Source organism: Streptococcus sp. HMSC077D04 (assembly GCF_001808785.1).
In the GTDB taxonomy this organism is placed as follows: Bacteria; Bacillota; Bacilli; order Lactobacillales; family Streptococcaceae; genus Streptococcus; species Streptococcus mitis_BX.
Map to the genome: position 1 here is coordinate 5156 of NZ_KV794547.1, position 19802 is coordinate 24957.

Annotated in this window: 20 protein-coding genes, 1 tRNA gene and 1 riboswitch; of the genes, 16 read left to right on the forward strand and 5 right to left on the reverse strand. The window is 40.5% G+C overall.

Annotated features, from left to right (window positions below; all coding sequences use genetic code 11):
* A partial coding sequence (locus HMPREF2701_RS10760) for a pneumococcal-type histidine triad protein (protein ID WP_186821224.1) occupies positions 1 to 2364 on the forward strand: 2364 nt, incomplete at its 5' end.
* A 36-nt stretch (positions 2365 to 2400) separates the two neighbouring features.
* Here the strand turns inward: HMPREF2701_RS10760 and pepT are convergent.
* Positions 2401 to 3624 (reverse strand): peptidase T, encoded by a 1224-nt coding sequence (pepT, locus tag HMPREF2701_RS07060; protein ID WP_061589697.1) that lies wholly within the window; start codon positions 3622 to 3624, stop codon positions 2401 to 2403.
* 153 nt (positions 3625 to 3777) lie between these two features.
* Here pepT and hemH point away from each other — a divergent pair, with 153 nt between their 5' ends.
* Positions 3778 to 4872, forward strand: coding sequence for a ferrochelatase (hemH, locus tag HMPREF2701_RS07065; RefSeq protein WP_061589698.1), 1095 nt, complete (start codon positions 3778 to 3780; stop codon positions 4870 to 4872).
* Between the two features lie 41 nt (positions 4873 to 4913).
* On the opposite strand, the gene mscL is transcribed toward hemH, so the two are convergent.
* Together mscL and HMPREF2701_RS07075 are read right to left on the reverse strand one after the other, a co-directional pair.
* A complete protein-coding gene (gene mscL / locus HMPREF2701_RS07070; RefSeq protein WP_000910205.1) occupies positions 4914 to 5294 on the reverse strand; it encodes a large conductance mechanosensitive channel protein MscL in 381 nt (126 codons plus the stop codon).
* Between the two features lie 77 nt (positions 5295 to 5371).
* On the reverse strand, positions 5372 to 5809 hold the full coding sequence (locus HMPREF2701_RS07075) for a GtrA family protein (RefSeq protein WP_061589699.1): 438 nt from the start codon (positions 5807 to 5809) through the stop codon (positions 5372 to 5374).
* A gap of 28 nt (positions 5810 to 5837) precedes the next feature.
* Positions 5838 to 5935, forward strand: a riboswitch (PreQ1 riboswitch).
* Between HMPREF2701_RS07075 and HMPREF2701_RS07080 the strand changes: the two genes are divergently transcribed.
* The 4 genes from HMPREF2701_RS07080 to dapA all read left to right on the forward strand — a co-directional run bounded on the left by HMPREF2701_RS07080 (position 5933) and on the right by dapA (position 9062).
* Entirely contained in the window at positions 5933 to 6442 is a 510-nt protein-coding gene (locus tag HMPREF2701_RS07080) for a QueT transporter family protein (RefSeq protein ID WP_000737072.1), read from the forward strand. Its footprint overlaps the riboswitch before it by 3 nt.
* Before the next feature lie 99 nt (positions 6443 to 6541).
* Positions 6542 to 6614, forward strand: a tRNA-Thr gene (locus HMPREF2701_RS07085).
* 379 nt (positions 6615 to 6993) lie between these two features.
* Positions 6994 to 8070 (forward strand): aspartate-semialdehyde dehydrogenase, encoded by a 1077-nt coding sequence (locus tag HMPREF2701_RS07090; RefSeq protein WP_000542463.1) that lies wholly within the window; start codon positions 6994 to 6996, stop codon positions 8068 to 8070.
* 56 nt (positions 8071 to 8126) lie between these two features.
* Positions 8127 to 9062 carry a 4-hydroxy-tetrahydrodipicolinate synthase gene (gene dapA, locus HMPREF2701_RS07095; RefSeq protein ID WP_061589700.1) on the forward strand — a complete coding sequence of 312 codons (936 nt, stop codon included), beginning with the start codon at positions 8127 to 8129 and terminating at the stop codon, positions 9060 to 9062.
* A gap of 44 nt (positions 9063 to 9106) precedes the next feature.
* Here the strand turns inward: dapA and mnmE are convergent, their stop codons facing one another.
* Together mnmE and HMPREF2701_RS07105 are read right to left on the reverse strand one after the other, a co-directional pair.
* Positions 9107 to 10480: a tRNA uridine-5-carboxymethylaminomethyl(34) synthesis GTPase MnmE gene (gene mnmE, locus HMPREF2701_RS07100; RefSeq protein WP_049509327.1), complete on the reverse strand. Its 1374-nt coding sequence runs from the start codon at positions 10478 to 10480 to the stop codon at positions 9107 to 9109.
* Positions 10481 to 10617: 137 nt separating this feature from the next.
* Positions 10618 to 10800 (reverse strand): 4-oxalocrotonate tautomerase, encoded by a 183-nt coding sequence (locus HMPREF2701_RS07105; protein ID WP_049509325.1) that lies wholly within the window; start codon positions 10798 to 10800, stop codon positions 10618 to 10620.
* A gap of 123 nt (positions 10801 to 10923) precedes the next feature.
* Here HMPREF2701_RS07105 and HMPREF2701_RS07110 point away from each other — a divergent pair, with 123 nt between their 5' ends.
* The 10 genes from HMPREF2701_RS07110 to rlmD all read left to right on the forward strand — a co-directional run.
* The gene (locus HMPREF2701_RS07110) at positions 10924 to 11514 is read left to right on the forward strand and encodes a thymidine kinase (RefSeq protein ID WP_070482572.1); all 591 of its coding nucleotides are present in this window, start codon (positions 10924 to 10926) and stop codon (positions 11512 to 11514) included.
* Positions 11511 to 12590 carry a peptide chain release factor 1 gene (gene prfA, locus HMPREF2701_RS07115; protein ID WP_061589702.1) on the forward strand — a complete coding sequence of 360 codons (1080 nt, stop codon included), beginning with the start codon at positions 11511 to 11513 and terminating at the stop codon, positions 12588 to 12590. The genes HMPREF2701_RS07110 and prfA overlap by 4 nt, the downstream gene beginning before the upstream one ends.
* Entirely contained in the window at positions 12590 to 13426 is an 837-nt protein-coding gene (prmC, locus tag HMPREF2701_RS07120; protein ID WP_061589703.1) for a peptide chain release factor N(5)-glutamine methyltransferase, read from the forward strand. Before prfA ends, prmC begins: the two co-directional genes overlap by 1 nt.
* Positions 13410 to 14012 carry an L-threonylcarbamoyladenylate synthase gene (locus tag HMPREF2701_RS07125; RefSeq protein ID WP_070482575.1) on the forward strand — a complete coding sequence of 201 codons (603 nt, stop codon included), beginning with the start codon at positions 13410 to 13412 and terminating at the stop codon, positions 14010 to 14012. The genes prmC and HMPREF2701_RS07125 overlap by 17 nt, the downstream gene beginning before the upstream one ends.
* 1 nt (position 14013) lies before the next feature.
* Entirely contained in the window at positions 14014 to 14445 is a 432-nt protein-coding gene (locus HMPREF2701_RS07130) for a GNAT family N-acetyltransferase (protein ID WP_000945732.1), read from the forward strand.
* Positions 14446 to 14506: 61 nt separating this feature from the next.
* Positions 14507 to 15763 carry a serine hydroxymethyltransferase gene (gene glyA, locus HMPREF2701_RS07135; RefSeq protein WP_000575482.1) on the forward strand — a complete coding sequence of 419 codons (1257 nt, stop codon included), beginning with the start codon at positions 14507 to 14509 and terminating at the stop codon, positions 15761 to 15763.
* Positions 15764 to 15770: 7 nt separating this feature from the next.
* Positions 15771 to 16745 carry a nucleoid-associated protein gene (locus tag HMPREF2701_RS07140; protein ID WP_070482577.1) on the forward strand — a complete coding sequence of 325 codons (975 nt, stop codon included), beginning with the start codon at positions 15771 to 15773 and terminating at the stop codon, positions 16743 to 16745.
* Positions 16745 to 17359, forward strand: a complete 615-nt coding sequence (gene pmp23, locus HMPREF2701_RS07145; protein ID WP_000476378.1) for a cell wall hydrolase Pmp23 — start codon at positions 16745 to 16747, stop codon at positions 17357 to 17359. Before HMPREF2701_RS07140 ends, pmp23 begins: the two co-directional genes overlap by 1 nt.
* Positions 17360 to 17432: 73 nt before the next feature.
* Positions 17433 to 18407 carry a DUF1002 domain-containing protein gene (locus HMPREF2701_RS07150; protein ID WP_001227769.1) on the forward strand — a complete coding sequence of 325 codons (975 nt, stop codon included), beginning with the start codon at positions 17433 to 17435 and terminating at the stop codon, positions 18405 to 18407.
* Positions 18408 to 18480: 73 nt separating this feature from the next.
* Positions 18481 to 19802, forward strand: a 1322-nt coding sequence (rlmD, locus tag HMPREF2701_RS07155) for a 23S rRNA (uracil(1939)-C(5))-methyltransferase RlmD (RefSeq protein WP_070482579.1), incomplete at its 3' end; no start/stop codon positions are given.

Genomic DNA, 19802 nt, shown 5'->3' on the forward strand with positions numbered 1-19802 from the left:
CACAATCATTACTTCTTCAAGAAGGATTTGACTGCTGATCAAATCAAGGCAGCGCAAGAACACTTGAAAGGTGCAAGTCCAGCAACACCAAGTCCAGCCCATGATGATGAACACGATAACGATAATCATGGCCACAAACATGGTGAAGACCATGCTCACGGTTTTGATGCCGATCGTGTCATCAGTGAGGATGAGCAAGGTTTTGTCATGTCACACGGTGACCATAATCATTATTTCTTCAAGAAGGACTTGACAGCGGAGCAAATTAAGGCTGCACAGGATCATCTGAAAAGTAAAACGCCAGCAACACCAAATCCAGCTCATGATGACGATCACGATGAAGATAATCATGGACACCATCATGATGAAGACCATGATCACGGTTTTGATGCCGATCGTGTCATAAGTGAAGATGATCAAGGCTTTGTCATGAGTCATGGTGACCACAATCATTACTTCTTCAAGAAGGATTTGACAGCAGAGCAAATTAAGGCTGCACAAGACCATTTGAAAACACATCATGATGCAGAGCCTGTAAAACCTCTTGCTAAAACGGTAGAGTCTTTCTCAAGAGATGCTAGCGATGAAGAAAAGATTGCTTATATTTCTAAAACATACGGAGTTCCACTTGAAGCGATTAGAATTTCAAACGGATTCTTTGTCTTTGGAAATCCAGACCAAGCCTACGATCCAACTCATATCCATCCATATGCTGTTCGTAAAGAACACGTTCGTATTCCTCTTCAAACTGGAAATCCAGAACTTGATTTCCTAAATGAACTTTATACCACTGCTTTGCGAGATGGTGTGTCTCCTTATAGCTTGCAGGTAGAAAATGGTAGTTTTGTGATTCCTCATGGCGACCATAATCACTACATCAAGGTTCAAACTAAGGGCTATGAAGTGGCTTTGAAAAATAAAATTCCAGCTCTACAATCCAACTACCAACCTGGAGCTTTTGATGAGAAGGTAGTTTTGGCAAAAGTAGACCAACTTCTAGCTGAAAGCAGAAACATCTATAAAGACAAGCCTATCGAACAAAGACAGATTGAGTTAGCTTTAGGTCAGTTTACTGAAAACATGAAGAAACTGGCAACTAACTCTACAGCAGGTTATCTTGCAACACTGGATCTCTTTGATAAGCAATATATCCATATTGATGAAAGTGTCAAGCCTGTTAAAACAAGCGCTCTAGATAAGAAATATCAGGCCTTGATTGATAAAATCAATACACTGGACACAGACTCTTATGGACTTCCTAAGAAAGACCTTCTCGTTCGACTCCAAGAAGCTAAATTGGCTAAAGATGAGGCTGCTTTAGTAGCGGTTGAATCACAACTTCAAGCTCTTCAAGACTTTAATGATCGAACAGGTGTTACAACTGTAGAATACATCAAGTATTTCTACGAACACGTAAATGACGGTCGTTTGAGTGATGAACTTCGAAACAAAGTAGCTCAGTTGACTTGGACTTTGTATCAGTCTCAATCCTTCCTTAAGGCAGCAGAATTGAACAAATTATTCCCAAGCATCTATCAGGCAAAACAAGAAGTGGAAGAAGCGTTGAAGGCTCAGCCAACTACTGCTAAATCGACTCAGACAGTTCTAGATACTGAAAAAGTAGATAACCAAACTGCCAAGACAGCCATTTATGGCTTCTTGAAAGAATTGTACGGAGACTTTATGCCTGAAGAGCATATGAATCGTGTCAGCAAGGAACAAGTAGAAAGTCTTTTGAGTAAGGCAACTCAACTCTTAGAGCAAATCCAAGAAGAAGGAATCAGACAATCCTTAGCAGAAGAAGTAGAAAATCTCAAAGCTGCTACAAACAAGGCTGATGCAGACTTGGATGAAGTAAACAGTCAGGTGAAAGATGTCTTGACTCGTATCGCTAGCGCCCTTCAACAAGAGAAAGAAAATGCAGAGCAAGATCCTCAGACACTTGTACTCTATCAAAAACTCTACGATATTCTCATGTCGCTTCATTCTTATTTAGAAAACAATAAGGGTTCTGATACGGACTTTGATAAGGTAGATGCTTTACTAGATCAACTTTCTGCTAAGAGTAAAGATAAGGCTGCTTTGCTTGAGTTGACAAAAGCTATTCTAGTCTTGAATCAAGAAATCAAGTCAAAATCAAGCGCAAGTGAAGAAGCAAGTCCAGCAACAAATGCTGAGGCAAATGGTGATAAGACAAGTCCCGAAACTGAAACATTAGCAACTGCAGAATCTAACAGTGAAACTGGCAGTGACGAAAACAAACCGAGCAACGCAACAGATTCTAAACCTGCTGAATCGGCTTCAGAAGAGGAAACCACAGAATCTACAACAAGTGCTGGAAATCAAGAAAAACCAGCAGAATAAAAAGAAAGGCGAAGTAGCTGAGCTACCTCGTCTTTTTTAGTCTCTATAAGCTACGATACCAATGATGGTATCAACTGCACGTTCCATAGTCTGAAGGCTGACGTATTCAAAACGTCCGTGCATATTTTCACCACCCGCAAAGATATTGGGAGTAGGGATTCCCATAAAGGAAATTTTAGAGCCGTCTGTCCCTCCACGGATTGGTTCGATTATAGGAGTGATACCTAAATCTTCCATAACGGCTTTAGCAATGGTAATTGGAGTCATATCTTTTTCAATGACTTCTTTCATATTGTAGTACTGGTCTGTCAAGTTTAGAGTGACACGGTCGCTACCAAGTTCTTGATTCATCTTATCAGTGATAGACTGCATAGCTGCTTTACGAGCTTCAAAGGCATCTTTTTCAAAATCACGAATGATGTAGCTTGCACGCGCCTCTTCGACACTACCTGTCACATCCATTAGGTGGTAGAAGCCTTGGTAACCTTCTGTTAACTCAGGTCGGTCATTCTCTGGAAGTTGATTATGAAAATCAATTGCTAGCTGAAGGGCATTGACCATCTGATCTTTGGCGGTACCAGGGTGGACATTGCGTCCTTGGAAATGCAATTCAGCCCCAGCTGCTGAGAAAGTCTCGTACTGAAGTTCTCCGAGAGGTCCGCCATCTACAGTATAGGCAAAATCAACATCAAAATCTTCTGCATCAAATTTATTAGCACCAACACCGATTTCCTCATCTGGACCAAAACCAACACGAATCTCACAGTGTTTGATTTCAGGATGAGCAGTCAGATATTCAATGGCAGTCATAATCTCAGCAATTCCTGACTTGTCATCAGCACCTAGTAAGGTTGTTCCATCGGTTGTGATGAGGGTTTGTCCTGGATATTTTTCAAGACTCTTGAAGTCGGCTGGATCGAGTTTGAAACCAGAATTTCCAAGTTCAATCACACCACCATCGTAGTTTTCAATTACCTGTGGCTTGACTCCTTCGGCATTAAAGTCAGCAGTATCCATGTGGGAGATAAAGCCAATTTTACGTGTTAATGATGGATCATTGGCTGGTAAGGTCCCAATTGCAAAACCATTTGGTAGATAATAAACATTTTGTAATCCAACACGTTTCATTTCAGGAATAAGGATATTTGTAGCAAAATCTACCTGACTCTGTGTACTTGGAGTAGTAGTAGAGTGTTCATCAGAGCGCGTGTTGACCTTAACGTAGGTTAAGAAGCGGTCCAAGAGATTGGGATAAGTCATAAAAAACTCCTTTTGAATTCATTTTTTCCATTGTATCATAGAAAAGAGAGAAAAACAAAAGACAGAAGTTGGGGAAATTCACTATGTTGGCGTTTACTTATTATTGAATAAATGATAAAATAAACTTGATAAAAATATCACAAGGAAGCGATTATGAAAAAAGCAATTTTAATGATGACTTTCGGTTCGCCAGAAGAGATTACCTTTGAAGGTGTGGCTGATTTTTTCACAAATATTCGTCGCGGAGTGAGACCTCAAGACCACGAGATTCAAACACTCTATGATAATTATGTACTTATTGGAGGTACGCCTCTGCAAAGAATTACCCGTGAAGAGGTTGATTTGGTAGAAGCTAGGCTGGGAAATGAATACAGTGTCTATTTTGCCAATAAGTTTTCTAGACCCTTTATTCCAGATGTGATCGGTCAGATGGAAGCAGACGGCATTGAACAGTGTATCTGCTTGATTTTGGAGCCTCATTATTCTTTCTACTCTGTCATGGGCTATGAAAAATTTTTAGAAAGCAAACAAATTCAATTTTTGGTCATTAAGGACTGGTATCAAGAAGAAGCACTCTTAAACTATTGGGCGGATGAAATTGGTAAGATTTTAAAAGAAGAAGTAAAGCAGGATAGCTTTAAAGTCATCTTTTCAGCCCACAGTGTGCCCATTTTTGCCTTGGATTTTGGCGATCCTTATATCGATCAAATTTTTGAAAATAGCAAGCTAGTCGCTGAAAAGCTGGGTTTGAGTTCCGAGCAATATACTAACACTTGGCAAAGTGAAAGTGATATTGGGATTCCATGGATTAAGCCAGATGTCTTGGAGTATCTTAGAGAGCAGAAAGAACATCCAGACCATTATATTTTTGTTCCTATCAGCTTCATCAGCGAGCATATTGAAGTCTTGTTTGACAACGATGTGGAATGTTATGACTTGTGTCAGGAATTTGGGGTGAACTATCATCGTCCACCAATGCCAAATACAGATTCTCGTTTGATTGATGCCTTGGTCAATACAGTCAGAGCCAATGAACATCAAGAATTTAAGGAATTTCTCCCTGAAGAAGAAACCTTTGATGAGTTAGTTCCTTCGGATGAAACTAAAAATATCTTGGCCGAATCTCAAGATTTACAAATGCCGGAATTTGTGAAAAAACTGATTGAGAAAAAAGGTCGGGAAAATGTTAAGATGCCTTATCTTATTAAGAAAATGCTTGAAAAAGCAGGTAAGTTACCAAAAGAGTAAAGAAAAAAGGATTTAGCTTTGTGCTAGATCCTTTTAATTGATTATTTTTTCTCAAGAAGAGCTTTGATCTCTTGAAGTACTTCCAACTCAGTTGGACCAGCTGGAGCTTCCTCAGCAGCTTCTTCTTTCTTAGTAAGGCTTTGAGCTTTTTCAATTCCTTTGATAACGAAGAAGAGAACAGTACCGATAACTAGGAAGTTGATAACAGCACTCAAGAATTTACCATATGTAACACCATTCCAAGCAAGCTCAGCGATGTTTTGTACTTTCGCAGCTTCCAAGGCTGGATTCAAAATAAGTGGGGTGATGATATCGTTAACAAGTGATGTAACGATTGCACCAAAAGCAGTAGCAATGATTACACCGACAGCAAGGTCAACAACATTACCACGAAGTAAAAATGCTTTAAGATCTTTTAACATTTTCATAATTTCCTTTCCATAATTTTAAATTTATTATAACTCAATTACAAATAAATTGCAAGATTAATGCTTGAAATTTACCTTGTTTTCTTAAAAATATACAATTTACTTAAAAAATAATTTAACATAATAATAGCAATTTGAGCCGATAAAGTCTCAATCTCATTAACTAAGTCCAGATTATTGTTAACGAACCGTCCAATGATTTCTGGAAAACGTGTAACAAAAATAAAAGTCAAGACAAGGTCAAGACCAAAAGTGAAGAGACGTGCTAGAGTAAATTTTACTAAACGTCTTGACCAATTCTTCCTAGCTTGCTTAAATACAAGTCTATCATTTGTAATAAATGCAAACAGAATACCGATACTATTTGCGAGTCCAGTAGCAAGGAGTTCTTGATGACTTAGTTGATAAATGACTAATCGGGATAGGATAGCTATAAGAGTAGTCGCTATACCAAAAAAGAGATAAGCAAAGAGTTCATTATCTAAGAGACATTGAATACGTTTTTTCATGCTTTTAGTATAGCATAAAGCAGGCTATTGTGCTATACTAGTAAGGTTGATTCAAGCAACCCTTGGTGCTTAGCTTCTTTCACCAAGCATATTACACGCGGACAACCCGCCAAAGGAGAAAAGATGAAAAAATTAACTATTCGTGATGTTGCAGATATTGCAATCGTCGCTGCTATCTATGTCGTTTTGACTGTTACACCGCCCCTAAATGCTATTAGCTATGGTGCTTATCAGTTTCGCATTTCAGAAATGATGAACTTTATGGCTTTTTACAATCCTAAGTATATCATCGGAGTTACTATCGGTTGTATGATTGCTAATTTCTTTAGCTTCGGACTGCTAGATGTCTTTGTTGGTGGTGGATCAACCCTAGTATTCCTTAGTCTAGGTGTTTGGCTTTTTGCAAAATACAGCAAAGATTACCTCTTTAATGGATTAATTCGAAAAGATCATTTCTTCTTTTCAATCCTCTTTTCAATTTCCATGTTTACTATCGCTGCAGAGTTGAATATCGTAGCGCAATTACCATTTTTCCTTACTTGGTTCACAACAGGGATTGGTGAATTTGCCTCATTAATTATTGGTGCGATTATCATTGGTAAAATTGGTCGTCGAATTGATTTAAGCAAATAGACGAAGAGAAGCTAGGTGGCTCTTACCTGGCTTTTTCTTATGGAAAATTTCTAAGGAAACTTGACAAGTTTTTCTAACTATAGTATACTTCTTAAGTAAGCTGATTTAGCTCAGTTGGCAGAGCGCATCCATGGTAAGGATGAGGTCGCCGGTTCAATCCCGGCAATTAGCATGATATTTACAGAGAAACTCTTGAACACAAGAGTTTTTTTCTTATGCTCGCGAGAAAAAATTCTGACTTTTGTATAATAAAAGTCATCCTGCAAAAATTTTTTATTGACAAAATCACTTATTTCTAGTAATATAATAGGCGCGATGAGTCGATAGGTAGTCTTCGGGCTACTATTGAGCATAAGGAGGTCATAACGCAGGAGCGGACCTTGATGAGTTGTGTGAACCTGCTCATCACATGAAGATGCCTCTTAGTCCCTGGTCTAACGACTGGGGATTTTTATTTTCCAAAATTGATGAAAAAGCTTTGCAATTCATGGAAAAAGTAGTATAATACATCTATTATAGAAATTTTTAGAAAATTCCGAAAGAGGTTATTTATGGGATATACAGTTGCTGTAGTCGGCGCGACAGGTGCTGTCGGAGCTCAGATGATAAAAATGTTGGAAGAATCAACACTTCCAATTGATAAAATTCGTTTACTTGCTTCTGCACGTTCAGCAGGCAAGACTTTGAAATTTAAAGATCAAGATATTACGATTGAAGAAACGACTGAAACAGCTTTTGAAGGAGTTGATATTGCTCTCTTTTCAGCAGGTGGTTCTACATCAGCTAAATATGCACCATACGCAGTTAAAGCTGGAGCGGTAGTAGTAGATAATACATCTTACTTCCGTCAAAATCCAGATGTTCCTTTGGTTGTTCCAGAGGTCAATGCTCATGCACTTGATGCCCACAACGGTATCATTGCCTGCCCTAACTGTTCAACAATCCAAATGATGGTGGCTCTTGAGCCAGTTCGCCAAAAATGGGGCTTGGACCGTATCATTGTTTCAACTTACCAAGCAGTTTCAGGTGCTGGTATGGGAGCAATTCTTGAGACACAACGTGAACTTCGTGAAGTCTTGAATGATGGAGTGAATCCACGTGATTTACATGCCGAAATCTTGCCTTCAGGTGGTGACAAGAAACACTATCCTATTGCCTTCAATGCTCTTCCACAAATTGATGTCTTCACTGACAATGATTACACTTACGAAGAGATGAAGATGACTAAGGAAACTAAGAAAATTATGGAAGATGACAGCATTGCAGTATCTGCAACATGTGTGCGTATTCCAGTCTTGTCAGCTCACTCTGAGTCAGTTTACATCGAAACAAAAGAAGTGGCTCCAATCGAAGAAGTGAAAGCAGCTATCGCAGCCTTCCCAGGTGCTGTTCTTGAAGATGATGTAGCTCATCAAATCTATCCTCAAGCCATTAATGCAGTTGGTTCACGTGATACCTTTGTTGGTCGTATCCGTAAAGACTTGGATGCTGAAAAAGGAATCCACATGTGGGTTGTTTCAGATAACCTGCTCAAAGGTGCTGCTTGGAACTCAGTTCAGATTGCAGAAACTCTTCACGAACGTGGATTGGTTCGTCCAACGGCCGAATTGAAATTTGAATTAAAATAGTCATATTGTTTAGGAGTTCATATGAACTCCTTCTTTGAAATAGAGAGGTGTTTCTCATGTCTTATCAAGATTTAAAAGAGTGTAAAATCATCACAGCCTTTATTACTCCCTTCCACGAGGATGGTTCCATCAACTTTGATGCCATTCCAGCCTTGATTGAGCATCTGTTGGCCCATCATACAGACGGCATTCTTCTAGCAGGGACGACTGCCGAGAGTCCAACTTTAACCCACGATGAAGAGTTGGAACTGTTTGCAGCTGTACAGAAAGTTGTCAATGGGCGTGTTCCTTTGATTGCGGGTGTGGGTACCAATGATACGCGTGACTCTATCGAGTTTGTCAAAGAAGTAGCAGAATTCGGTTGTTTTGCTGCTGGGCTTGCTATTGTTCCTTACTACAACAAACCTTCTCAAGAAGGAATGTATCAGCACTTTAAGGCCATTGCGGATGCTTCTGACTTACCTATTATAATTTATAATATTCCAGGTCGCGTAGTGGTAGAGTTGACTCCAGAAACCATGCTTCGCTTGGCTGACCATCCAAATATCATCGGTGTCAAAGAATGTACTAGCTTGGCAAATATGGCTTACTTGATTGAGCATAAGCCAGAGGAGTTTTTGATTTATACAGGTGAGGATGGAGATGCTTTCCATGCCATGAACCTTGGTGCGGATGGGGTTATTTCTGTTGCCTCCCATACAAATGGGGATGAAATGCACGAGATGTTTACGGCCATTGAAGAAAGCGATATGAAGAAAGCAGCAGCAATTCAGCGTAAGTTCATTCCTAAGGTTAATGCCCTCTTCTCTTACCCAAGTCCTGCTCCAGTCAAGGCCGTTCTTAACTACATGGGATTTGAAGCTGGACCAACTCGTCTACCTCTTGTTCCAGCACCAGAAGAAGATGCCAAACGCATTATCAAGGTTGTTGTAGATGGCGACTACGAAGCAACTAAGGCAACTGTAACAGGTGTCTTAAGACCAGATTACTAATAATTACAATAAAATCCATGACCGATTGAACGATCATGGATTTCTTATTTTCCTAAACAGAATTGGCTAAAGAGTTGGGTGATGAGTTCATCTGGAGCAGCATCTCCAGTAATTTCTCCGAGAATTTCCCAAGTACGGGTCAAGTCAACTTGAAGCAAGTCAACTGGCATACCTAGTTCCAGCCCTTCATTAACAGCCTGTAGGCTTTCAACAGCCTTCTCAATCAAGGAAATATGACGGGCGTTTGACAAGTAAGTAGCATCTTGCTCAACCAAACCAGCATTTTCAAAGAAGAGGTTGTTGATTCTCTCTTCAATCTTATCGATGTTTTGGTTTTTAAGGACGGAGATACGAATAACGTCTTCAGGGAGTTCTGAAGCTTCAATTGCTTCAGGAAGATCAGTTTTATTAAGAAGAATAATAAGGTTTGTATCTTGGCTAATTTCAAGAAGTTGTCTGTCTTGAGCAGTCAGTGGTTCACTAGCATTTAGCACTAGTAAAACTAAGTCAGCTTCCTTAAGTGCTTTTTTTGAACGCTCAACTCCAATTTGTTCAACGATATCATCCGTTTCACGGATACCAGCTGTATCAATCAATTTGAGAGGAACACCATTGATGTTGACGTATTCTTCAATGACATCTCGAGTAGTACCAGCAATATCTGTAACGATAGCCTTGTCCTCACGCAAGAGGTTGTTGAGAAGGCTTGATTTCCCAACGTTGGGACGGCCGATGATAGCAGTGGAAATTCCTTCACGAAGGATTTTACCACGACGTGCTGTTCTAAGGAGATTAGTTAGCAATTGCTCAAACTCCATAGTCTTCTCACGAACAACAGCAGTAGTCGCTTCTTCAACATCATCATATTCAGGATAGTCGATATTGACCTCAACTTGGGCAAGTGTATTGAGGATTTCTTGACGGGTATTATTGATAAGATCAGAAAGGGAACCATCAAGTTGTTTGACCGCAATGTTCATGGCCTTGTCTGTCTTGGCGCGGATGATATCCATCACGGCCTCGGCCTGTGTCAAATCTACGCGACCGTTTAAAAAGGCACGTTTGGTAAATTCACCAGGTTCAGCCAATCGAGCTCCTTCACGGATAGCTAACTGGAGAATCTCATTGGTCACCGCAATCCCACCGTGGGTGTTAATCTCGATAATATCCTCACGAGTGAAGGTTTTTGGAGATTTCATAGCCCCAACCATAACCTCGTCCATGACTTTACCAGTCAGAGGATCAATAATGTGACCGTAGTTGAGAGTGTGGCTAGCAACCTGTCTCAAGTCTTTCCCTTTAAAAATCTTTTGCGCAATAGCAAAACTTTCTGTTCCGCTCAGGCGGACAATACCAATAGCCCCTTCACCTAGTGGAGTAGAGATAGCAGCGATGGTATCAAATTCACGTGTAATCATAATGTTTCCTTTAATAAATAGCTCTTTTCTTGGAAATTTTTCCAAGTCTCTTTTCAAATTGTAACAAATTTAGGCTATTTCTTCAATGGATGCTACTTGGAGATTGAAAAAGCCTAAGCAATTCTGCTTAAGCTAGCTTATTTGGTGCGCATTTCCCCTTGTGGGAAGTAAGTTCCTTCTGGCATGTCGTTGATGATGATATGGACAGCAGATTGAGGTGCTCCAGTGTTACGGACAACAGCTTCCGTTACTTCCTTAGCAAGAGCTTTCTTTTGCTCGAGCGTGCGTCCTTCAAATAAATCGATGCGTACAAATGGCATAATAGCTTCCTCCACTAGTTTTTGATTTCTTCTATTTTACCACATTTTGCCGTTTAAAGCTTAAGAAAATTATGATATACTAGAATGTAGCAAAAATTTAGAAATGGACGTGAAGCAAGAAACATGGCACAGTTGTATTATCGTTATGGGACCATGAACTCTGGTAAGACGATTGAGATTCTCAAGGTGGCCTATAACTATGAGGAGCAAGGAAAAGGCGTTGTGATTATGACCTCAGCTCTGGATACTCGTGACGGTGTTGGCTATGTGTCGAGTCGAATCGGTATGAAACGCCCTGCTCTTGCGATTGAGGAGACGACGGATATCTTTGGCTATATCCGAGACCTACCAGAAAAGCCTTACTGTGTTTTGGTCGATGAAGCCCAGTTTCTCAAGCGTCACCGTGTTTACGATCTAGCTCGTGTTGTTGATGAGTTAGACATACCTGTCATGGCTTTTGGCTTGAAAAATGACTTTCGCAATGAACTGTTCGAAGGTTCCAAGTATCTCTTGCTCTTAGCAGACAAGATTGACGAAATCAAGACCATCTGTCAGTATTGTAAGAAAAAGGCGACTATGGTGTTGCGTACACAGGATGGACTGCCAGTCTATGATGGTGAGCAGATCCAGATTGGTGGTAATGAAACCTATATCTCAGTTTGCCGTAAACATTATTTTGCGCCTGAAATCAATAAGGAGAATGAAGAAAAATGAACATCTATGATCAACTACAAGCTGTAGAAGACCGTTATGAAGAATTAGGAGAGTTACTGAGTGACCCAGATGTGGTTTCGGACACCAAGCGTTTCATGGATCTTTCCAAAGAAGAGGCTTCTAGTCGTGATACTGTAACAGCCTACCGTGAGTACAAACAAGTCCTTCAAAACATCGTTGATGCTGAAGAGATGATTAAGGAATCAGGCGGAGATGCGGATTTGGAAGAAATGGCCAAGCAAGAGCTCAAAGATGCCAAGGCTGAAAAAGAAGAATACGAAGAAAAACTCAAAATTTTGCTCCTCCCAAAAGATCCTAATGATGACAAGAACATCATCCTTGAAATCCGTGGAGCAGCTGGTGGTGACGAAGCATCACTTTTCGCCGGAGACCTTCTAACCATGTACCAAAAGTATGCGGAAGCCCAAGGCTGGCGCTTTGAAGTTATGGAAGCTTCTATGAACGGTGTCGGTGGTTTCAAAGAAGTCGTTGCCATGGTTTCAGGTCAGTCTGTTTACTCTAAGCTTAAGTACGAATCAGGTGCTCATCGTGTACAACGTGTCCCTGTGACGGAAAGCCAAGGTCGCGTACATACTTCGACAGCAACAGTTCTTGTCATGCCTGAAGTCGAAGAAGTAGAATACGATATTGATCCAAAAGACCTTCGTGTTGACATCTATCACGCCTCTGGTGCTGGTGGACAGAACGTCAATAAGGTTGCGACTGCCGTTCGTATCGTTCACTTGCCAACCAATATCAAGGTTGAGATGCAGGAAGAACGTACCCAGCAGAAGAACCGTGAGAAGGCCATGAAAATCATTCGTGCGCGTGTTGCTGACCACTTTGCTCAGATTGCTCAGGATGAACAAGACGCTGAGCGTAAGTCGACAATCGGTACTGGCGACCGTTCAGAACGGATTCGTACTTATAACTTCCCACAAAACCGTGTCACAGATCACCGTATCGGCTTAACCCTTCAAAAACTAGATACCATTTTATCTGGTAAATTGGACGAAGTTGTGGATGCCTTGGTTCTATATGACCAAACACAAAAATTAGAAGAATTAAACAAATAATGAAATTAGCTCAATTATTTTCAGATTTTGAAGAAGAGTTGATAAGACAAGGAGAGGAAGCTGAAAGCCTCTCTTTTGTCTATCGTAGTCTGAAAAATCTCACTTTTACAGACTTTGTTTTCGCCCTCCAGCAAGAGGTAACCGACGAAGAAAAACTATTTGTAGAGGAAATTTACCAGCAGTTAGCGGCTCATAAACCAGCCCAGTACATTATTGGTTATGCAGATTTCTTCGGAATGCATTTAACAGTTGATGAGCGGGTTTTGATTCCTCGTCCAGAGACAGAGGAGTTGGTGGAGCTTATCTTGGCTGAAAATCATGAGGAAAATCTTAAGGTCCTAGATATCGGGACTGGAAGTGGAGCCATTGCCCTTGCATTAGCAAAAGCTAGACCAGATTGGTCAGTGACAGCAACAGATATTTCCCAAGAGGCGCTTGACCTTGCATCCAATAATGCTAAAAATCAGAAACTTAATATATTTTTTAAAAAATCTGATTGTTTTGCAGAAATTTCTGAAAAATATGATATAATTGTATCCAATCCACCCTATATCTCTCGTGAAGATGCGTCAGAGGTCGGCTTGAATGTTTTGCATTCAGAACCTCATCTAGCTCTCTTTGCAGATGAGGATGGCCTAGCTATTTACCGTAGAATTTCGGAAGATGCAACAGACTATCTCAAAGATGGTGGTAAGATTTACCTTGAAATTGGATACAAGCAAGGTCAAAGTGTTCCTGAACTTTTTAGGAAACATCTTCCTGAAAAGCGAGTACGAACACTCAAGGACCAGTTTGGTCAAGATAGGATGGTTGTCGTTGATGATAAACAAGATTAGACAAGAGTTGGAAAATGGTGGAGCGGTCGTTCTACCTACGGAGACTGTTTATGGTCTTTTTGCCAAGGCTCTAGATGAAAAAGCAGTTGACCATGTTTACCAGCTCAAACGTCGACCTAGAGATAAGGCACTAAATCTCAATATCGCCTCTCTAGAGGACATCTTGAACTTTTCTAAGAATCAGCCATCTTATCTGCAAAAACTTGTAGAGACCTTTTTGCCAGGTCCCTTAACCATCATTCTCGAAGCCAATGACCGAGTTCCCTATTGGGTCAATTCTGGTCTTGAAACTGTTGGATTTCGGATGCCCAGTCACCCTATCACACTGGATTTAATTCGAGTGACAGGGCCCCTGATTGGACCGTCTGCCAATATCTCAGGTCAGGCAAGTGGCGTGACCTTTGAACAAATTCTGAAGGATTTTGACCAAGATGTTCTGGGTTTGGAAGACGATGCTTTTCTAACTGGACAGGATTCAACTATTTTGGATCTGTCTGGAGACAAGGTGAAAATCTTACGTCAAGGGGCCGTTAAGCGAGAAGATATTCTTGCTCGGTTGCCAGAGATTTCTTTTGAGGAGGCATGAAATGCTAAGAAATTTAAGAGAAACAGATGTGAAATCTATATGTGACATTAACCAAGAAGCTTTGGGCTATTCTTTTAGTCCAGAGGACACGGCTAGTCAACTAGCTAAACTGTCTCAGGATTCCCATCATTTCCTTCTTGGCTATGAGGATGAAGCTAGTCATGTCTTACTTGGATATGTCCACGCTGAGGTCTATGAATCACTTTATTCTAAAGCAGGATTTAATATTTTAGCCTTAGCAGTTTCACCTCAAGCGCAAGGTCAAGGTATTGGTAAAAGCTTACTGCAAGGGTTGGATCAAGAAGCAAAAAGACGTGGTTATGGGTTTATCCGCTTAAACTCTGCCGATCATCGTCTGGGTGCTCATGCATTTTATGAAAAAGTTGGTTATACTTGTGATAAAATGCAGAAACGGTTTATTCGCATCTTTTAGTTTAATTTTCTTATAAGAGAATTAAACTAATGGACTAGTCACACAATAAAGGAGAAGACCTATGATTTTTGACAAAGATGATTTTAAAGCATATGATGCTGATCTCTGGAATGCTATTGCCAAAGAAGAAGAACGCCAACAAAACAACATTGAGTTGATTGCTTCGGAAAACGTAGTTTCCAAGGCTGTTATGGCAGCTCAAGGGTCTATCTTGACGAATAAATACGCCGAAGGCTACCCAGGACGCCGTTACTATGGTGGGACTGATGTGGTAGACGTGGTAGAAAGTCTAGCTATTGAACGTGCAAAAGAAATTTTCGGTGCTAAATTTGCCAATGTGCAACCTCACTCAGGAAGCCAAGCCAACTGTGCGGCTTACATGGCCTTGATTGAACCGGGCGATACTGTTATGGGGATGGATTTGGCAGCAGGTGGACACTTGACCCACGGAGCTCCTGTCAGCTTCTCTGGTCAAACCTACAATTTTGTTTCTTATAGTGTGGATCCTGAAACGGAACTCTTGGACTTTGATGCTATCTTAAAACAAGCCCAAGAAGTAAAACCAAAACTGATTGTAGCTGGTGCGTCAGCCTATTCTCAAATTATCGACTTCTCAAAATTCCGTGAAATCGCAGATGCTGTTGGGGCTAAGCTTATGGTGGATATGGCCCATATCGCTGGTTTGGTTGCTGCTGGTTTACACCCAAGTCCGGTACCATACGCTCATATCACTACAACAACGACTCACAAAACCCTTCGTGGACCTCGTGGTGGTTTGATTTTGACTAATAACGAAGAACTTGCTAAGAAAATCAATTCAGCTATTTTCCCAGGTATTCAGGGCGGTCCTTTGGAGCATGTTGTTGCTGCTAAGGCAGTTTCCTTCAAAGAAGTTTTGGATCCAGCCTTCAAGGAATATGCTGCCAATGTTATCAAAAACAGCAAGGCTATGGTAGAAGTCTTCTTGCAAGATCCTGATTTCCGTATCATTTCTGGTGGGACTGAAAACCACCTCTTCCTAGTGGATGTGACTAAAGTTGTAGAAAACGGAAAAGTTGCTCAAAACTTGCTGGATGAAGTCAATATTACCCTAAATAAAAACTCAATCCCTTACGAAACCTTGTCACCATTCAAGACAAGTGGGATTCGTATCGGATCTGCAGCCATCACTGCGCGTGGATTTGGTGAAGAAGAGAGTCGCAAAGTTGCTGAACTGATAATTAAAACCCTTAAAAATGCAGAAAATGAGGCTGTCTTAGAAGAAGTGAGAAGTGCAGTCAAAGAATTGACAGATGCCTTCCCATTATACGAGGACTAAAACTTTTATGGATATTTATATTAAGAAAGCTATTATTCATCAGTTCAGCCCGGATGATACCGAGCTGTTTCTAGCGGATAAATTTCTCAATATTACTCCAAAAATCGAAGAATACCTGCGTAAAAAAATTGAACGTGTGTATTCAGATGAAGCCAAGACTGGGATTTTCGAGGAAGAAAATCCCTTCTTCAATCACATCACTGACGATTTGTTGGAGACATCAGTAACACTGGCTAATCTCTGGAAAGAGGAGTTCAGCATTTCAGAAAATCTTAAGACCAATGACTTGATTTTTGTGCAATTTTCTAAAGAAGGTATAGAACATTTCGCTTTTTTGCGAATTGCTCTGCGGGAGACCTTGACTCACCTCGGAGGAGAAGTTGATAATCCAATCAAGCTGACTCAGAATAATCTGCCTGGATTTGGAACAGGGGCTGATGAGGCCTTGGTGGTTAATCTTCAAAGCCGCAAGTACCATCTGATTGAAAAACGAATCAAGTACAACGGGGCTTTCTTGAACTATTTTTCAGATAATCTCCTAGCCGTCGCCCCTAAGATTTCTCCTAAGAAATCTATCAAGGAACTAGAAAAAACGGCCCAGAGGATTGCTGAGACTTTTAACACAGATGATTTTCAATTTCAATCTAAGGTAAAATCAGCTATTTTTAACAATCTGGAAGAAAGTAATGAATTGTCACCCGAGAAATTGGCTAATGACCTTTTTGACAACAATCTGACGGCTCGTTTAAGCTTTATTGACCAAGTCAAAGAAGCCGTACCAGAACCAGTTCAGTTTGATGAAATAGATGCTAGTCGCCAATTAAAGAAATTTGAAAATCAAAAACTCTCCTTGTCAAATGGAATTGAGCTCATTGTTCCCAATAACGTCTATCAAGACGCAGAATCGGTCGAGTTTATCCAAAATGACAATGGAACTTACTCTATCTTAATCAAAAATATCGAGGATATTCAAAGTAAATAATGTTTAAACGAATTCGAAGAGTGCTTGTACTAGCAGTCTTCCTTTTTGCTGGCTATAAAGCTTACCGCGTTCACCAAGATGTCAAGCAAGTCATGACTTATCAACCCATGGTGCGAGAAATCTTGAGTGAAAAAGACACCCCAGCAAACGAAGAGCTTGTGCTCGCTATGATTTATACCGAAACAAAAGGAAAAGAAGGCGATGTTATGCAGTCTAGTGAGTCTGCAAGTGGTTCCACCAACACTATCAATGATAATGCCTCTAGCATTCGGCAAGGCGTTCAAACTCTGACAGATAATCTCTATCTGGCGCAGAAGAAGGGTGTTGATGTCTGGACGGCTGTTCAAGCCTATAATTTTGGACCTGCCTATATCGATTTTATCGCCCAAAATGGTAAGGAAAACACCCTAGCACTGGCCAAACAGTACTCTCGTGAGACTGTTGCTCCCTTGCTTGGCAATACCACTGGAAAGACTTATAGTTATATTCACCCCATTTCCATTTTTCATGGGGCCGAACTCTATGTAAATGGAGGAAACTATTACTATTCTAGACAGGTGCAACTCAACCTTTACATCATCAAATGTTTCACTCTCTTTTCGACATCTGGCTAGCCCAGGTGTTTTTGTTATAAGTTTTCTTTAAGATAGATATATTACTCTAGAAAGGTAAAGGAGGAAATTCCCTATGAGAAAGAAACTCTTTCTGACTAGTGCTGCGGTCTTGTGGGCAGTAACAGCTATGAATAGCGTCCATGCAGCAACAGATGTTCAAAAAGTTATCGATGAAACCTATGTCCAACCTGAATATGTCCTAGGTTCATCATTGTCTGAAGATCAAAAAAATCAAACCCTTAAAAAACTAGGCTACAATGCCTCAACAGACACCAAAGAACTCAAGACCATGACACCTGATGTCTATTCTAAGATTATGAATGTTGCCAATGACTCTAGCTTACAATTGTATTCATCAGCCAAGATTCAAAAACTAGGTGACAAGTCGCCACTTGAGGTCAAGATTGAAACACCAGAAAACATCACTAAGGTAACTCAGGATATGTACCGAAATGCAGCCGTAACTTTAGGTGTGGAACACGCCAAAATCACTGTAGCAGCTCCTATTCCAGTTACAGGTGAGAGTGCTTTAGCAGGGATCTATTATTCGCTAGAAGCTAATGGAGCCAAGGTGCCGCAAGCCAATAAAGACTTGGCTCAAGAAGAGCTGAAGGCTTTGTCAGATATCAATGCTGAAAACAAGGACAAGTCAGGCTATGATGCTAATAAATTAAACGTTGCCCTAGCCGATATCAAGTCAGGACTCGCCAAAGCTAAAGAAAGTAAGGGAAATCTGACAGAAGAAGATGTCCGCAAAATCGTTGAAGATACCTTAAAAAATTACAAACTCGATCAGGTTATAACAGGAAACCAAATCAATATCATCATCAATTTTGCTTTGAATCTCTCAAAGAGTGATATCCTCAGCAATGCAGACTTCACTAAAACTTTGAATGACCTTAAACAAAGCATCGTATCACAAGCTGGCGACAGTTTTAAAAATATCAACCTTAACTTTGATGCGGATAAGGCGCTAGAGGATGGCGGGAACTTCTTAAGCTCCCTCTGGCAAGCCATTGTCAACTTCTTCAAGAGTTTTGGTTCTTAAGAAATTTCATGGTATAATAGATGGTAACCGTAACGTTGCCGTCTTTTTTGTCGGCCAATAGAAAGAGAAGAGAATGTTAAAGAAAAATGATATTGTTGAAGTTGAAATTGTGGACTTGACCCATGAAGGGGTAGGAGTTACCAAGGTGGATGGTTTGGTATTTTTTGTTGAGAATGCTTTACCAAGTGAAAAAATCCTCATGCGTGTCCTCAAGGTTAATAAAAAGATTGGTTTTGGGAAAGTGGAAGAATACCTTGTCCAGTCACCACATCGTAATCAAGATCTAGATTTGGCTTACCTGCGTTCAGGAATCGCGGATTTAGGTCATCTTGCCTATCCAGAACAACTCAAATTTAAAACCAAGCAAGTCAAAGACAGTCTCTACAAGATTGCTGGAATTGATGATATAGAGGTTGCTGAAACTTTGGGTATGAAAAATCCAGTCAAGTACCGCAATAAGGCGCAGGTGCCTGTTCGTCGAGTGAATGGTGTCTTGGAAACTGGCTTTTTCCGTAAGAATTCCCATGACCTCATGCCTCTAGAAGATTTCTTTATCCAAGATCCTGTGATTGATGAGGTAGTTGTAGCCCTACGTGACTTGCTCCGTCGTTATGACCTGAAACCTTATGATGAAAAGGAACAATCTGGCTTGATTCGAAATCTTGTGGTGCGTCGCGGACACTATTCAGGTCAAATTATGGTTATTTTGGTAACAACTCGTCCCAAAGTTTTTCGTGTGGAGCAATTGATTGAACAAGTCATCAAGCAGTTCCCAGACATCACGTCTGTTATGCAAAATGTCAACGACCAAAACACCAATGCTATTTTTGGTAAGGAATGGCGCACACTTTATGGACAAGACTTTATCACTGACCAGATGTTGGGAAATGACTACCAAATCGCTGGACCAGCATTTTACCAAGTCAATACTGAAATGGCTGAAAAACTTTATCAAACAGCCATTGACTTTTCTGAATTAAAAGAAGATGATGTGGTTATTGATGCCTATTCTGGTATCGGGACGATTGGCCTCTCTGTTGCCAAACATGTCAAAGAAGTTTATGGTGTTGAAGTTATTCCAGAAGCAGTTGAGAATAGCAAGAAGAATGCCCAACTGAACAATATTTCAAACGCCCACTATGTCTGTGATACAGCTGAAAATGCTATGAAGAATTGGCTCAAAGATGGAATTCAACCAAGCCTTATCCTAGTGGATCCACCAAGAAAAGGACTCACAGAAAGCTTTATCAATGCAAGTAGCCAAACAGGTGCTGAACGCATTGCCTATATTTCCTGTAATGTTGCGACCATGGCGCGTGATATCAAACTCTACCAAGAATTGGGATATAAGTTGAAGAAAGTACAGCCGGTTGACTTATTTCCGCAAACGCATCA

Coding starts and splice junctions, on each gene's coding strand:
- pepT (WP_061589697.1), bottom strand. CDS start 3,624: ATGACTTATCCCAATCTCTTGGACCGCTTCTTAACCTACGTTAAGGTC.
- hemH (WP_061589698.1), top strand. CDS start 3,778: ATGAAAAAAGCAATTTTAATGATGACTTTCGGTTCGCCAGAAGAGATT.
- mscL (WP_000910205.1), bottom strand. CDS start 5,294: ATGTTAAAAGATCTTAAAGCATTTTTACTTCGTGGTAATGTTGTTGAC.
- HMPREF2701_RS07075 (WP_061589699.1), bottom strand. CDS start 5,809: ATGAAAAAACGTATTCAATGTCTCTTAGATAATGAACTCTTTGCTTAT.
- HMPREF2701_RS07080 (WP_000737072.1), top strand. CDS start 5,933: ATGAAAAAATTAACTATTCGTGATGTTGCAGATATTGCAATCGTCGCT.
- HMPREF2701_RS07090 (WP_000542463.1), top strand. CDS start 6,994: ATGGGATATACAGTTGCTGTAGTCGGCGCGACAGGTGCTGTCGGAGCT.
- dapA (WP_061589700.1), top strand. CDS start 8,127: ATGTCTTATCAAGATTTAAAAGAGTGTAAAATCATCACAGCCTTTATT.
- mnmE (WP_049509327.1), bottom strand. CDS start 10,480: ATGATTACACGTGAATTTGATACCATCGCTGCTATCTCTACTCCACTA.
- HMPREF2701_RS07105 (WP_049509325.1), bottom strand. CDS start 10,800: ATGCCATTTGTACGCATCGATTTATTTGAAGGACGCACGCTCGAGCAA.
- HMPREF2701_RS07110 (WP_070482572.1), top strand. CDS start 10,924: ATGGCACAGTTGTATTATCGTTATGGGACCATGAACTCTGGTAAGACG.
- prfA (WP_061589702.1), top strand. CDS start 11,511: ATGAACATCTATGATCAACTACAAGCTGTAGAAGACCGTTATGAAGAA.
- prmC (WP_061589703.1), top strand. CDS start 12,590: ATGAAATTAGCTCAATTATTTTCAGATTTTGAAGAAGAGTTGATAAGA.
- HMPREF2701_RS07125 (WP_070482575.1), top strand. CDS start 13,410: ATGATAAACAAGATTAGACAAGAGTTGGAAAATGGTGGAGCGGTCGTT.
- HMPREF2701_RS07130 (WP_000945732.1), top strand. CDS start 14,014: ATGCTAAGAAATTTAAGAGAAACAGATGTGAAATCTATATGTGACATT.
- glyA (WP_000575482.1), top strand. CDS start 14,507: ATGATTTTTGACAAAGATGATTTTAAAGCATATGATGCTGATCTCTGG.
- HMPREF2701_RS07140 (WP_070482577.1), top strand. CDS start 15,771: ATGGATATTTATATTAAGAAAGCTATTATTCATCAGTTCAGCCCGGAT.
- pmp23 (WP_000476378.1), top strand. CDS start 16,745: ATGTTTAAACGAATTCGAAGAGTGCTTGTACTAGCAGTCTTCCTTTTT.
- HMPREF2701_RS07150 (WP_001227769.1), top strand. CDS start 17,433: ATGAGAAAGAAACTCTTTCTGACTAGTGCTGCGGTCTTGTGGGCAGTA.